9 protein-coding genes and 3 other RNA genes are annotated in these 13,254 nt (G+C 64.2%); 7 read left to right on the plus strand and 5 right to left on the minus strand.

Features of this window, described 5'->3' with window-relative positions; all coding sequences use genetic code 11:
* Positions 1-51 precede the first annotated feature (51 nt).
* Positions 52-774, plus strand: a complete 723-nt coding sequence (locus tag ASF90_RS11615) for a pseudouridine synthase (RefSeq protein WP_055849889.1) — start codon at positions 52-54, stop codon at positions 772-774.
* Between the two features lie 280 nt (positions 775-1,054).
* Here the strand turns inward: ASF90_RS11615 and ASF90_RS11620 are convergent, their stop codons facing one another.
* From ASF90_RS11620 to ASF90_RS11625, 4 genes are all read right to left on the minus strand, one after another.
* Positions 1,055-2,002 carry a DMT family transporter gene (locus ASF90_RS11620; protein ID WP_055849891.1) on the minus strand — a complete coding sequence of 316 codons (948 nt, stop codon included), beginning with the start codon at positions 2,000-2,002 and terminating at the stop codon, positions 1,055-1,057.
* 57 nt (positions 2,003-2,059) lie between these two features.
* Positions 2,060-2,136: non-coding RNA, sX9 sRNA (locus ASF90_RS22160), on the minus strand.
* A gap of 311 nt (positions 2,137-2,447) precedes the next feature.
* A non-coding RNA gene (locus ASF90_RS22165) (sX9 sRNA) lies at positions 2,448-2,523 on the minus strand.
* Between the two features lie 112 nt (positions 2,524-2,635).
* Entirely contained in the window at positions 2,636-3,469 is an 834-nt protein-coding gene (locus ASF90_RS11625; RefSeq protein WP_055849893.1) for a DUF72 domain-containing protein, read from the minus strand.
* Positions 3,470-3,956: 487 nt separating this feature from the next.
* On the opposite strand from ASF90_RS11625, the gene rraA reads away from it, so the two are divergent.
* The 6 genes from rraA to ASF90_RS11650 all read left to right on the plus strand — a co-directional run bounded on the left by rraA (position 3,957) and on the right by ASF90_RS11650 (position 10,578).
* The gene (rraA, locus tag ASF90_RS11630; RefSeq protein WP_055849895.1) at positions 3,957-4,457 is read left to right on the plus strand and encodes a ribonuclease E activity regulator RraA; all 501 of its coding nucleotides are present in this window, start codon (positions 3,957-3,959) and stop codon (positions 4,455-4,457) included.
* Between the two features lie 22 nt (positions 4,458-4,479).
* The gene (locus tag ASF90_RS11635; protein ID WP_055849897.1) at positions 4,480-6,075 is read left to right on the plus strand and encodes a serine hydrolase; all 1,596 of its coding nucleotides are present in this window, start codon (positions 4,480-4,482) and stop codon (positions 6,073-6,075) included.
* Positions 6,076-6,269: 194 nt separating this feature from the next.
* Positions 6,270-7,535, plus strand: coding sequence for a cation:proton antiporter (locus tag ASF90_RS11640; protein ID WP_055849898.1), 1,266 nt, complete (start codon positions 6,270-6,272; stop codon positions 7,533-7,535).
* Positions 7,536-7,823: 288 nt separating this feature from the next.
* Positions 7,824-8,420: a plasmid pRiA4b ORF-3 family protein gene (locus ASF90_RS11645; RefSeq protein WP_055849901.1), complete on the plus strand. Its 597-nt coding sequence runs from the start codon at positions 7,824-7,826 to the stop codon at positions 8,418-8,420.
* Positions 8,421-8,495: 75 nt separating this feature from the next.
* A non-coding RNA gene (locus tag ASF90_RS22170) (sX9 sRNA) lies at positions 8,496-8,571 on the plus strand.
* 174 nt (positions 8,572-8,745) lie between these two features.
* Positions 8,746-10,578 carry an ABC transporter ATP-binding protein gene (locus tag ASF90_RS11650; RefSeq protein WP_055849903.1) on the plus strand — a complete coding sequence of 611 codons (1,833 nt, stop codon included), beginning with the start codon at positions 8,746-8,748 and terminating at the stop codon, positions 10,576-10,578.
* Between the two features lie 814 nt (positions 10,579-11,392).
* On the opposite strand, the gene ASF90_RS11655 is transcribed toward ASF90_RS11650, so the two are convergent.
* A complete protein-coding gene (locus ASF90_RS11655; protein WP_055850411.1) occupies positions 11,393-13,201 on the minus strand; it encodes a DUF885 domain-containing protein in 1,809 nt (602 codons plus the stop codon).
* Positions 13,202-13,254 lie beyond the last annotated feature (53 nt).

Here is a 13,254-nt window from a genome sequence, read left to right on the forward strand (position 1 = left end):
TGTGACTGCGCAAAAGTGCGTTGCCGGCTGTAAATCGCCGATAATCGAACGATGACAATCCGACTCAACAAACATATCGCCGACACCGGCTTCTGCTCGCGCCGCGAGGCCGACCGCCTGATTGGCGAACGCCGCGTCACCGTCAACGGTGTGGTGGCCGGCACCGGCGCGGTGGTGGGCGACGAAGACACCGTGCTGGTGGATGGCCAACCGCTGCGCGCACGCGAGGCCAAAAAGCCCGGCGGCCGCAAGCACGTCTATATCGCGCTCAACAAGCCGGTGGGCATCACCTGCACCACCGAGAGTTCGGTCAAGGGCAATATCGTCGAATTCGTCGGCCACGAGCAGCGCATCTTCCCGATCGGCCGCCTGGACAAGGAGTCCGAAGGGCTGATTTTGATGACCAGCAACGGCAACATCGTCAACGAGATCCTGCGCGCGGAAAACCGCCATCAAAAAGAGTATCTGGTGGCGGTCAACAAGGCGGTCACCGACGAATTCTTGCGTGGCATGGCACGCGGTGTGCGCATCCATAACGAAACCACGTTGCCGTGCCGCACCGCGCGTATCGCCAAGTTCGGCTTCCGCATCGTGCTGGAGCAGGGGTTGAACCGGCAGATCCGCCTGATGGCGTCCGAGTTCGGCTACCGGGTCACCCAACTGCGGCGGGTGCGCATCGACAACATCAAGCTTGCCGCGCTCAAGCCTGGGCAATGGCGCAACCTGAGCGATGCGGAACTACGCGGCCTGCTGCCGCAGCGTACCGACTGGTAAACCGGCCGGCCGGCTGGATACGCTGCCGGACGCCAGGCGCAGTGGTCGCCATCGGGTGCTTCCGCTGCAGTCGTTATGGGCGTTCGCGTGCGGCCCGCCGGGTGCGAATAGCTGACGAAACGCTGCGCTTGGCGCCTTGTGGGCGCGGGCTTGGTCATCGTCGGTAAGCGCCGGCCGCTGAAGCGCTCACGCGTTCGCTGCGACGCGTCGGTCTCGGGTGTTACGCGACACTGCGGTCGCTGTCGGCCAACGCCGTGTCGCGGGATGTGGTGTCATTCGCTCAGTCGACGATGTTCTTGGCTTCTGCAGTGCCCAGTAACTCCGGGTGCACCACCTTGCGCCTGCGTTCCAGCACCGGATGCAGAAACACCGCGCCCAGAATGATCGCCACGCCAAGATAGAACTGCAGGGTGAGCTCGCGCTGTTCGCCCAGCAGGGCGATGGCCAGCACGATGGCGTAGACCGGTTCCAGATTGGTCACCAGCTGCACCGAATACGCGCTGAGATGACGCAGCGCGACCAGCGCCAGCGCAAACGGCAGCAGGGTGCAGGCCAGCGACAGGACGAGCAGCAACACGCCATCGTGCAGGCTGGGAAGCATCAACAGATCGCCATGCAGCGATGGCAGCAGCAGCGGCATGGCCGGTGCCAGCACGGTCAGGGTCAGCGTGCCGGCGCCCAGCTCCAATGCAGTGACGGTAAGCGGGTCTGCATGCGCCACCATGCGCTTGTTGAGCGAGCCGAACAGCCCGACGAACACGGCCGAAATCGCGCCGACCACCACCCCTGCACGCATACCATCGGGCACGCCGCCGACCACCAGCGCCACTCCCGGCAACACGGCAAGGCCGAACAGCAACTCGCGCGGGCGGAACGGCCGCTGCGTCACCCATGGCTCGATCACGGCAGTGAACACCGGCGCCAAGGCGATGCAGGTGGCCGCCACTGAAGCGTTGGCCAGTTTGATCGCGCCATAGAAGGTCAGCCAGTGCAGCGCCACCAACGCGCCGATGCCGCAATAGCCCAGCACCACACGGCCAGACAAGCCGCGCAAGCCGCGCCACACCCGCGGCCACAAGGCCAAGGCCACCACCACGATCAACATGCGCCACCACACCAGCGGCAATGCCTGCAGCGTGATCAACTTGCCCAGGATCGCGGTGATGCCCCAAAGCAGCACGCAGAAATGAATTTGCAGTTGCGCCTTGCGCAGGTCGGTCGTGGGCATGCGCCATTGTCGCCGAAAAGCCGTAGATCGGCGCTGTGCAATGAGCCTTGTTGGAGCGGCTGACAACACCTGGCGAGCAGTCGTCAGGTGGGTAGGGGCGGCGCGGTCAGACCCGGAGTGTATGCGTGGTACATGCCGCACCAAGCATCAACCGCGCTCGTCTGGCGGCTGCAAAGTCATCTTGTCAGCTGCTCTAAGCCCCTCTCCTGCGGGAGAGGGGTTGGGGTGAGGGTACGGTCTACTCCAGCGATTGACTCAATCGTGCGCAGGCCGCTTGGCAACTCAAAGAAGGCCGCGTCCCACAGCACGCACGTTGTAATGTTTTCAAGACGTTGGCGCCCAACGACCACATTGCTCAAGACCATGCAGATAGCCGCTGGATCATGCGCTGTCGAACATCAGTCGACCACGCATACGCGCAATCACTCGTGGCTTCACCAAGAGCGGCTCACAAAACCTAGCGAGCAGTCGTCAGGTGGGTGCGAACGGCGTTCTCAGAACCGCGTGTACGCCTGGTCCATGCCACATCGGCCGCGCCCGCCTGGTGGTGAGCGCAGTCGTTTTGTTGGCTGCTCTAAAACGTGTTCGCCACACACGCCAGCCGGCCAGGGAGATATCGCTGCCAGCAACACGTCATCTGGCAGACAGTTCTTTCAATAGCACCATCGCCGCAGCCGGATTGCGCTCCTTCGCCGCACTGATGAAGAACACGAACACCTCGCGCGGCGTATTTGTGGCCTGTGGCGTGGAGTCGACATGCGGCAGGTCGGCCGGGTCGTCGCCGCGTCGCCAGGCCTGGATCCGCTCGGCCCAACGCTCCAATGCCGGCGCCGGATAACCGGCATGCAGACGTGCCTGGCTACGCATCAGACGCGCGTAGACGAAATCGGTGGAGAGATCGGCGAAGGAGGGATGTTCGTCCGAATCGGTGAACACCGTGGCCACGCCGTGGCGGCGCACCAGCGCGAGCAGCGACGCATCCACCGCCGCAGGGTCGCGAATTTCGAGCACATGCCGCAGCGTGCGACCGCCTGCGCGTTGAGGCAGCAATGCTAAAAAGGCTTCCAGGTCGTCGGCCTGCAGCCGATGCCCTTGCTCGAATTGCCACACCAGCGGCCCCAGGGTATCGCCGAGCTCGACAATGCCGCCGACGAAGTCGTCCACCTGCGCCTTGGTTCCCGCCAGTGTGCGTGACTGGGTAATGCGCCGCGGCGCCTTGGCAGAAAACACGAAGCCGGGCGGCACGTCATCGCGCCATTTCGCATAGGTCGCCGGTTTCTGCGCGCCGTAGTAGGTGCCGTTGATTTCGATGGCAGTGACCTGGCGGCTGGCGTATTCCAGCTCGCGCCGCTGCACCAGGCCGTCGGGATAGAACATGCCTGCGCGCCATGGCGCATACACCCAGCCGCCGATACCGACATGGATGCCGTCCAGGACGGGCGGTGCGGAAGCGAACAGATCAGACATCGCAGGGAGACTCGCTGGCAAAGGTGTGCACGATGAGGTGCCGCATTGGTGCGGCGCGGAGTGGCAGTCACAGCCTATCGCGTGGCGTAGCGGGATTGGATGCGGTGTGACAGCGAAGCCGCCGGCTGGCAATGCGGCCAACGGCAGCGCTCGCCGTGCCAGTCTGCGCGACGACGCACAGCCAGGCGGCATCTTCGCTAGCGTTCCCCCTGACGCAGGTCGCGATGACGTGCGACCGGCATTGCACCGTTGGCGCGGCACCAAGCGAGGACGGCAGCGCCAGCGAATCTTTACCGCAAAGCCCGATATCCCGATCAAGCCCGGTCCACGCGCGCCTATCGGTGGCCGCAGTCGTCTGTCGGTCGTTCTGCGCGATGCCAGCGCAGCAAGAGGCTGCCGAGCAGTCAGCGCCGAGACGACATCAACCGACACCCGGACCCCATCGCAGCCGGCTACCATGCCTGCTCAGCCGCTTGAGACCGCGCCGATGACCTGGACCACGCCCGATCTGTGTGACCGCTTTCCCGAGGTGACCGTTGCCGAGCCGTTGTTCCGCCACTTTGGCGGGCGCAGCGTGTTCTCCGGGCCGATCGCGACGGTGCGCTGTTTCGAAGACAACTCGCGCGTGCGCGAGCTGGCCTCTACGCCGGGCGATGGGCGGGTACTGGTGGTGGACGGCCAGGGCTCGTTGAAGCACGCGCTGCTGGGCGACCAGATCGCGGCGCAGGCGGTGGCCAATGGCTGGGCCGGCGTGTTGATCCACGGCTGCGTGCGCGATGTCGAGATCCTGGCCACGTTGCCGCTGGGCGTGCTGGCACTGGCCGCCTGCCCACGGCGCACCGAGCGACGCGATCTGGGCGATGTGGATGTGCCGGTGAACTTTGCCGGTGTCCCGTTCGTGCCCGGTCATTGGTTGTACGCCGATGCCAACGGCGTGCTGGTAACGCCGCTGCCGCTGTTGTTGGACAGTGCCAGCGTCGCAATCTGATCGACACTAAGAGAGCGTGAGAATGACCTTGAACGGATGGCTGACGGGAGGCGTGCTGATGCTGGCAACCCTGGTGACAACAACGCACGCGGCCGAGCTACCGGCCGGCATGCAGCAGTTCGATGCGCAGATGGAACGGGTGCGCAAGCAGTTCGATGTGCCCGGCATTGCGGTGGCCATCGTCAAGGATGGTCAGGTAGTGCTGGAGCGCGGCTACGGCGTGCGCGAGATCGGCAAACCCGAGCCGGTGCAGGCAGACACATTGTTTGCGATCGCGTCCAATACCAAGGCATTTACTGCCGCGTCGCTGTCGATTCTGGCCGACGAGGGCAAGCTGTCGCTCGACGACAAGGTCATCGACCACCTGCCGTGGTTTCGGATGTCCGACCCTTATGTCAGCGGTGAAATGCGCGTGCGCGACCTGCTTGCGCACCGCAGCGGGCTGAGCCTGGGTGCCGGCGATCTGTTGTTCTGGCCAACCACCAGCTACAGCACCGAAGAGGTCGTGCAGCGCTTGGCCAAGGTGCCGTTGAAAGGCGGGTTTCGTGACCGCTACGCGTACGACAATATTTTGTACGCCGTCGCGCAGAAGGTGATCGAGCAGGTCTCCGGGCAGTCCTATGCCGCGTTTTTGCAGCAGCGGATCTTCGCTCCGGTGGGCATGCGTGGGACGCGCTTCAATGCCGACCAGTTGCAGCCCGGCGACACCGCGGCGGTGGGCCATGCCAAGTACGACTTCACCGAGCTGCGCACGGCCGCACCGCTGACCTGGTCGAACAATTCCGGTGCCGGCGGCATCTATTCCAGTGCGCACGACATGGCGTTGTGGATGAACGTGCAATTGGCCGGTGGGGTATTGCCCGATGGGAAAGCGTTGTTCAGCGCCAAACGGCAGCAGGAGATGTGGTCGATGATCACTCCGATCGCGATCGCCGACCCGGCCGTGCCGGAGCTGGCGGCGGCACGCCCCAACTTTGCCGGTTACGGCGAAGGCTGGAGCCTGAGCGACTATCGTGGCCATCGGCTGGTGTGGCACACCGGCGGCTGGCCCGGCATGGTGTCGCGCCTGACCCTGGTACCCGACCAGAAACTGGGCGTGGTGGTGCTGACCAATCAGGAAGTGGGTGCGGCGTTCAACGCGGTGACGCTGCAGGTGCTGGATGCGTTCTTGCAAGTGCCGCCCACCGACTGGACCGACGCGTACGCCAAGGCCGTGGCCAAGGCCGACAGCGATGCCGACACCAGCTGGAAGAAGCATCAGGATGCACGCACCGCACGCTCGACGCCGTCGTTGCCGCTGCGCGGTTATGCGGCCACCTATCGCGACCCGTGGTATGGCGATGTGGTGATCCGCCAGGATGGCAAGCGGTTGCGGCTGCAGTTTGCCAAGACGGCGCAGCTGATCGGCACGCTGGAGCACTGGCAGCACGACAGCTTTATCGTGCGCTGGGACGACCGTTCCTTGAACGCCGATGCTTTCGTCAACTTCGCACTCACTTCGGACGGCGCGGTGCGCGAGATGCGCATGGAGGCGATCTCGCCGTTGACCGATTTCAGTTTCGATTTTCAGGATCTGGTGCTGACCCCGGTGCAGGCGGCATCGCCCGCATCGCAGTGACACGCGTCTGAGTGCGGCGCCAGCGCATCTGCCATGCGGTGCGCTCAACGCCAAGCGGAGGGGTGCCGTGTCCATCCAGAACAGCTGAATTGGCCTGCTGGCGAGGCAATCGCCGCGCTCGGTGGCCATACGGCTACCGTCCACCGGCGCGGCTCGCTATGATCCGCGCACTTCTCAGGGATGTCCCCATACGCATGACCACTCCGCAGATGTCGGTGTATTTTTTTCTGCAGGCTGCAGCGATCCTGCTGGTATGCCGGTTGGTCGGCATGCTGGCCAAGCGCCTCGGGCAGCCGCAGGTGGTGGGCGAGATGATCGCCGGCGTGATGCTGGGGCCGTCGTTGTTCGGCCTGCTGGCACCGGGTGCGCAGGCAGCGTTGTTCCCCAAGCAGACCATGGATGTGCTGTACGTGTTCGCGCAGTTCGGCGTGGGCCTGTACATGTTTCTGGTCGGTACCGACTTCCGCGGCGATCACTTCCGTGCGCGCTATCGCAGCGCGATGAGCGTGTCGCTGGCCGGTATCGCGGTGCCGTTTGCGCTGGCATTTGCGATGTGCCCGTGGTTGCTCAATGTGGAAGGCCTGTTCTCGGAAAAGGCCAAGCTCATGGAAGCCTCGCTGTTCCTGGGCGCGGCCATTGCGATCACCGCATTCCCGATGCTGGCGCGCATCATCCACGAGCGCGGCCTGACCAATAGCCCGTTGGGCACGCTGGCGCTGACCGCCGGTGCGTTCGACGATGCGGCGGCGTGGTGCATTCTGGCGGTGGTGCTGGCCAGCTTCGGCGGCAGCTGGGGCAGTGCGTACCTGGCCATCGGCGGCGGCGTCGCCTATGCGCTGTTCATGCTGTTTGTCGGCCGGCATCTGCTGCGTCGCCTGGCCGATCATGTCGTGCCGGATCAGCCGCTCAGCAACAGTATGCTGGCGATCGTGCTGATGCTGTTCTGCCTCAGCGCCTGGGCGATGGATGCGATCGGTATCCATGCCGTGTTCGGTGGCTTCCTGCTGGGCGTCTGTCTGCCCAAGGGCGCATTGACCGAGAAGCTGCGCGAGATGATGCAGCCGTTTGTGGTGGTGTTGCTGCTGCCGTTGTTCTTCACCTATTCGGGCCTGAAAACCCAGCTCAGCGTGTTGCTGCAGCCGCAGATCATGCTGGCCGGCGTCGCCATCCTGGCGGCATCGTTCATCGGCAAGGGCGTGGCCTGCTGGGCTGCGGCGCGCGCCACCGGCGAAAATAACCGCGACGCGATGGCGATCGGCTCGCTGATGAATGCACGCGGCCTGATGGAGCTGATCATCATCAATATCGGTTTACAGGCCGGGGTGATCGAGCAGGGCCTGTTCTCGGTGCTGGTGCTGATGGCGATCCTGTCCACGCTGATGGCCACGCCGCTGTTCAACTGGATCATGCGTCGCCACGCCAGCGTGACCGACGCGGTGCCGAGCCTGCAACAGCGCTGAGCGCCGGCAGCTGCTGCGCTGGCGAGGCAGCTGCGCTGCTGGTGAGATGTAGCGCTTGTCGGTTGCTTGGCCGTGCGGGCAATCCTGACGTTTGAAGGCTGCGCATTGGCTGCTGCACAGTGCGCGCGAGCGCACCGCGCCGTGCGCTGCGTGCTCCGAATGAACGCACCTGCTTGACCAGGATGGAGCGATGTCGGCTTGGTTGCTGGCGCAGCCGCAGTGCAGGCGCATTGAGGCGAGCATGCCACCGCCGCCATACTGGCGTCAGATATCAGTCATCGAGTCGTCATGACCAAGGCAAAAAAGAAGGCCGCCCAGCAGGCGGTGCAGGTTCCTGTGCCGATCTATCAGTTGCAGATCGCATTGGCGGGCAGTGCACCGCTGGTGTGGCGCAGCGTGCTGGTGTCCGGTGCAGTGCGGCTGGCGACCTTGCATCGCGTGCTGCAGCCGGTAATGGGCTGGAGCGGTGTGCATCCGTACGAATTCGACGTTGGTGGCGGGCGCTATGGCGAGTCCGGCCTGGATGTGCCGGATCGCGCGCGACTCAAGCATGCCGCGCGGGTCACGCTGGAAAGCGCGCTGGGCGAGCTCGATGCATTTGGCTATTTCTATGGGGCCGGCGCCGGCTGGCAGCACACCGTGCAGGTGCAGGCCGTCTTGCCGCCGGATGCCGGGCTGCGCGTGGCACGCTGCATCGATGGTGCTAATGCCTGCCCGCCGGAAAGCCGCGGCGGGATCGATGACTATCAGGAATTTCTGCAGATCATCGCCAACCCGGATCACCCGCAGCATGTGCAGGAACTGGCCACGCTCGGTGGGCGTTTCGATCCGGGTCACTTCGATCTGGTCGAGATCAACCGGCTGCTTGCGCGTGTTCGCGACTAAGAGCAGCGAACAAACCGACTGAGCTCGCTGTCAGGCGGGCGCGGCTGGTGCTCGGCGCTCGGCGCTCGGTGCGGCATGGACCACGCGTCCACTCCGATTCTGAGCGCGCTGCCCGCACCCACCTGACGATTGCTAGCTAGATTTGTTAGCCGCTCTAAAGGCGGATGCTTACACGGCTGCGCCATGCAGTGCCGGCGCCGCGGCATCCACAGCAGCACTGGGCACCCGCAGCGCGACCTCCCACGCGGAACTCGCCGCATCAACGCACTGCGGTTTGACGCCCAATCGGCTAGCCTGACCGCCCGGTGTTAGCGAAGTGCGTGCAATGTTCCGCTGGTTCGAGTCCCTGATCGATATCTTTCCGCCCATCGAGCGCGAGATGCCGCCCCGCAGTGTGTGGCGGTTTTATCTGCATTATTTGCGTCCGTTATGGCCGATTCTGTTGGCCACGCTGGTCGCAGGGCTGCTGCTGGCGCTGGTGGAAGTGGCGATGTTCGACTTCCTCGCTCGCATCGTGGATATGCTGGCCGAGCGACCGGGACCGGACTTCTTCCGTCGTCATGCGGGCGAGTTGCTATGGATGGCAGCGATCACGCTGGTGGCGCGGCCGCTGTTCACCGGGCTGCACAATCTGCTGGTCAATCAGGCCATTGTCCCGGGCCTGAGCAACCGCTCGCGCTGGTTGATGCACAACTACGTGGTGCGCCAGAGCCTGGGCTTTTTCAACAACGATTTTGCCGGCCGCATCGCCAACCGGGTGATGCAGACGGGCACCTCGTTGCGCGAATCGGCGGTGCAGATGGTCGATGCGCTCTGGTACATCGTGGTCTATACCGGCAGTGCCTTGTGGTTATTTGCGCAGGCCGACCCGTGGTTGATGGCGCCGCTGCTGATCTGGCTGGTGGTGTATGTCGCGTTGATGGCGTTCTTTGTGCCGCGCATGAAGGCGCGTGCCTGGGTCGCATCTGACGCGCGTTCCAAGGCCACCGGGCGCATCGTCGATGGCTATACCAATATTTCCACGCTCAAGTTATTCGCCCATGCAGGCCGCGAAGAAGCGTATGTGCACGACGCGCTCGATGAGCTGGCGGTCAAGCATCGCCGGCAGACACGGGTGACCACCGCCATGGATACGGCCATCGCGGTGGCCAACGGGTTCCTGATCGTAGGTACCTGCGCATTGTCGCTGTGGCTGTGGAACCGCGGGCAGATCAGCGTCGGTGCGATCACGCTGGCGACTGGACTGGTGATTCGCATCCACAACATGTCCGGTTGGATCATGTGGACGGTCAACGGCATCTTCGAAGACATCGGTAGCGTGCAGGACGGCATGCAAACCATCGCGCAGCCGCTGACCGTGCAGGATGTGCCGGATGCGGTACCGCTGCGGGTCACCCAGGGTCAGGTGCACTTCGACCAGGTCCATTTCCACTACGGCAAGCGCGGCGGGGTGATCGCCGGGCTGGATCTGCAGGTGCGCGCGGGCGAAAAGATCGGCCTGGTGGGCCCTTCCGGTGCGGGTAAATCGACGTTGGTCAACGTGCTGCTGCGGCTGTACGACCTGGAGCAGGGGCGTATTTTGATCGACGGGCAGGACATCGCGCAGGTCACACAGGAAAGCCTGCGCGGGCAGATCGGTCTGGTGACGCAGGACACCTCGCTGCTGCATCGTTCGATCCGCGACAACCTGCTGTATGGCCGGCCGCAGGCCAGCGACGCGCAGATTCTCGAAGCCGTGCGCAAGGCGCGCGCGGAGAGCTTTATCGAGGCCTTGGTCGATGGCGAAGGACGCCACGGCTTCGATGCGCATGTGGGCGAGCGCGGCGTCAAACTCTCCGGCGGTCAGCGCCAGCGCATCGCCATTGCGCGCGTGCTGTTGAAAGATGCGCCGATCCTGATTCTGGATGAAGCCACCTCGGCGCTGGATTCGGAAGTGGAAGCGGCGATCCAGGACAGCCTCGACGCATTGATGGGCAACAAGACCGTCATCGCGATCGCGCACCGGCTGTCCACCATTGCGCGCATGGACCGACTGGTGGTGATGGACGCCGGCCGCATCGTCGAAACCGGTACGCATGCGGAGCTGATCGCGCAGGGCGGGCTGTATGCACGCCTGTGGGCGCGGCAGACCGGTGGATTTGTTGCGGCGGATGGGTGAGGGGAACGATGCTTGAGTGCTTGAGTGCTTGAGTGCTTGAGTGCTTGAGTGCTTGAGTGCTTGAGTGCTCGATGCGAGAGAAGTGAGGTCGCACGCGGGAGTCGTAACGTCGAGATCTAGCCCCTCTCCCAGCGGGAGAGGGTGAGGGTATGGGGCGGAGCCACTCGCTAGTTTGGCGACACCAGGCTTCGCTCGCGCCCTCATCCGCCCCTGCGGGGCACCTTCTCCCGCATGCGGGAGAAGGGAGATAGTCAGCGCTTCATCCGTCTGTTGGAGCAAGCCCCTCTCCCAGCGGGAGAGGGGTTGGGGTGAGGGTGCGGGTCGTAGCCACTCGCTAGTTTGGCGACACCAGGCTTCGCTCGCGCCCTCATCCGCCCCTGCGGGGCACCTTCTCCCGCGTGCGGGAGAAGGGAAATAGTCAGCGATTCATCCGTCTGTTGGAGCAAGCCCCTTTCCCAGCGGGAGAGAGGTTGGGGTGAGGGTATAGGGCGGAGCCACTCGCTAGTTCGGCGACATCAGGCTTCGCTCGCGCCCTCATCCTCCCCTGCGGGGCACCTTCTCCCGCATGCGAGAGAAGGGAGAGAGTCAGCGCTTCATCCGTCTGTTGGAGCAAGCCCCTCTCCTAGCGGGAGAGGGGTTGGGGTGAGGGTACGGGGCGGAGCCGCTCGCTAGTTCGGCCACACCAGGCTTCGCTCGCGCCCTCATCCGCCCCTGCGGGGCACCTTCTCCCGCGTGCGGGAGAAAGGAAGGAAGAGAGTCAGCACTTCATCCGTCTGTTGGACCAAGCCCCTCTCCCGCGAGGAGAAGGGAGTGCTTACTTAATCGGCTGATCCAGCATCAGCTCGCGTGCAAAGCGCACCGGCGGGGCGCCGTAGGACAGCATCTTGTCGTGGTAGGCCTTTAGGTTGAAGTCCTTGCCCAGCTTGTCCTGCACCGCCTTGCGCGTGTCCAGATGTTCCTGCAAGCCGACGAAGTAGGTTGGCAGTTGCGCCGACGACAGCTGCGCACGCACCCATTTGCCCGAGGCTTCGCTTTCCTGCTGGAAGGTGTCGTGCGTCATCAGGTGCATCGCCTTGTCGCGGTCCCAGCCGTCCACATGCACGCCCTGGTCGAGAATGGCGTTGGCAATGGTGCGCAGGTAGAACTTGAGCTGCACCAGGTGGAACAGTGGGTCGTTATCCAGGTAGCCCTGTTCCTGCATCATGCGCTCGGTGTACACCGCCCAGCCTTCGGCGAACATGCCCGAGCGCAGCACCGCGCGCAGCGTGGAGGGGAACTTGGCCGAGTGCCAGCCTTCCAGGTAATGGCCCGGCGTGCCCTCGTGGATGCTGAGCAGATGGATCATGCGGGTGTTGTATTCGCGCAGGAACGAATCGACCTGCTTATCGTTCCAGTCGTCGGGAATCGGCGATACCGCATAGAAGGTCTTGAGATTCTTGTCGAGCGGGCCGGGCGAATCGCAATACGCCACCGCCACGCCACGCTGGAATTCCGGCATCAGGATGATGTCCACCGGCGAATCCGGCAGCGTCATCAAATCTTTCTGACGCACGAAGTTGGTGGACTGCGTCAGCGCTGCCTTGGCTTCGTCCACCACCTTGTCGCGCGCGGGCTTGTCGGCATACGCCAGTTCCAGCGCGGCTTCTATTGCAGCCTGTTGCTGATCGTCGGTCGGCGAGGCGGGCAGCTTCGGTGCGCCCGGTTTGTCCTTGAGCAAGGTGCGCGCAATGCCGTACATCTCGCTGCGCACGCGTTTGAGCTCGGACTCCGCACGCTGTTTGATGTCGGCGCGCGACAGCGACGACAGCAGCGCGAATTTCAGCTTTTGATCGTACTTTTCTGCACCGACACGGAAGTCCCCCTTGGCATTGGGCACCAGCACGGTGTCCAGCCAGGTCTGCTGCTCGGTCACGGCCTTGCGCAGGTTGTCGATGGCGGCCTGCGCGCGCGCCGCTTCGATCGGGCCAAGCTGGCCGATGTTGGGCGCGATGAAGGTATCGACAATGCTCAGGATGCCCTTGTTCTGCTTGGCCACCGTCTCGGCGTGGATCTTGGGCACGCGCGCCGGGTCCAGGTTCTCGCGCGCCTGCGCAAAGATGCTCGGGATTTTTTCCATGCGCTGGGTGGCCGACGCCAGGCGCTCGGGCAGCGGTGCGAACTCGCGCGCCATCAGGCCGTACAACGCGCTACCGGCCAGGCCGTTGTAGACCTGCGGGTCCCAGGCCCAGCTCTGCAGGACCTCGGTATTCCAGATTTCCGATTGCAACTGGTTACGCAAGATCGCTGCATCGACCTGGTTCTCGCGCGACAGCTTGGCGATGTCGATCGCCTCCAGCTCGGTCAGCAGCTTCTTGCCGGCATCCAGGCTGCGCTGGCGCCCGGCGGTGCTGAGATCGTCGATCTGCGTATCGAAGCGGTGATCGCCGGTCTGGGTGGCGGTGACCGGCGACAGCTGCATCCAGGTGTCCAGGGCCTGCTTGGAGAGCGCGGCAAAGCGCGCATCCGCGGTCTGCGCGTCGTGCGCGCCGGCGGGCGGCGTGGTGCCGGCGCTCGGCGATGCGGGCTGCTGTTGGCAGGCACTCAGGCCGGCGATCAGGGCGAGGACAAGCAGGCGTTGACGCATGGTGGGTCCTGATGGAATCAATCCGCCAGCATAGGCAACTGTGCGGTTGTCCG

The organism is Xanthomonas sp. Leaf148 (genome assembly GCF_001423585.1).
GTDB lineage: Bacteria > Pseudomonadota > Gammaproteobacteria > Xanthomonadales > Xanthomonadaceae > Xanthomonas.